The organism is Novispirillum itersonii (genome assembly GCF_014205675.1).
GTDB lineage: Bacteria > Pseudomonadota > Alphaproteobacteria > Rhodospirillales > Rhodospirillaceae > Novispirillum > Novispirillum itersonii_A.
The window spans coordinates 1-1,170 of record NZ_JACIIX010000043.1 but is presented as its reverse complement, the minus strand read 5'-3'; the positions used below and the strand labels follow the sequence as shown (position 1 = coordinate 1,170).

Annotated in this window: 1 protein-coding gene; it reads right to left on the bottom strand. The window is 58.3% G+C overall.

The window, feature by feature from the left end; genetic code table 11:
- Positions 1 to 37: 37 nt before the first annotated feature.
- Positions 38 to 1,170, bottom strand: a protein-coding gene (locus FHS48_RS19870) for an IS3 family transposase (RefSeq protein ID WP_311769170.1) whose coding sequence is annotated in 2 segments (ribosomal slippage) — positions 38 to 924 and positions 924 to 1,170 — 1,134 coding nt in all. Because the reading frame shifts where the segments join, the coding sequence is not laid out codon by codon here.

Here is a 1,170-nt window from a genome sequence, read left to right as displayed (position 1 = left end):
TGGACTTGCCCGGAAAAAGTGGAGAGGGAACCGGGCTTTATGCGGCCAGCTTAAGAGCGGTGCTCTCGAACTGGATGGGGCTCATATAGCCTAAGGCGGAATGCCGTCGGCGTGGGTTGTAGAAGCCGTCGATATACTGGGATATCTCGGCTTGTGCCTGCTGGCGTGTCTTATAAGCGGTCCGCCAGATCAGTTCGGATTTGATGGTCTTGAATACGGTTTCGACCATCGCATTATCGTAACAGTTACCCTTGCCCGACATGGACAGGACAAAGCCTCGGCCCGTCAAGAGCTTCTGGTAGGCCTCGGAACAATATTGGCTGCCGCGGTCGGAGTGGTGAATAACGCCACGCGGCGGTCTGCGCATGGCGATGGCGCGTTGCAGGGCATTGAGGGCAAGATCCTTCTTCAACCGGTCGCTGACCGACCAGCCGATAATCCGGCGGGAATAAAGATCGAGCACGATCGCCAGGTAAAGCCAGCCCTCGGCGGTCCATATATAGGAGATATCGACACCCCATTTCTGGTCAGGCGTTGACGCTTCAAAGTCCTGGTCCAGAATATTGGGCGCCACCGGCCCACCGTGATGGCTGTCAGTCGTCTTCTTGTAGCGCCTTTTCTGCAAAGCCTTCAGACCGTTGTCGCGCATCAGGCGGGCGACACGATGGCGTCCGACCTCGACGCCGCCTTCCTGCAATTCGACCGTCATACGCGGGCTGCCATAGGTTTCGTGCGACGTGGCGAACTGCGAGCGGATATGCGCCAACAGCACCAGATCATCCTTCTGCCGTCGGCTGGGCGCACGGCTCTTCCAGGCGTAAAAGCCGCTCATGCTGACGCCAAACAGCGCACAACTGCGGCGGACGGAGACGGTGGCCTTCTCCGCATCGATGACCCGAAACATCATTTCGTGGTCTCCCGCGCGAAGAAGGCGGCTGCTTTTTTTAGAAGGTCGCGCTCCTGGCGCAAAATCTCATTCTCTTTGCGAAGCCGCGCCAACTCCTTGCTGGCGTCTGAGTGTGGCCCCGACAAAAGATCGGCCTCCCGATGCTGCGTCAACCAACGTGTCAGCGTGGATTTTCCAATACCCAGATCTTCTGCAATTGCGGCAACAGATCGCCCACTCGTCTCGACAAGACGTACCGCCTCAGCACGGAACTCCGGCGTCAC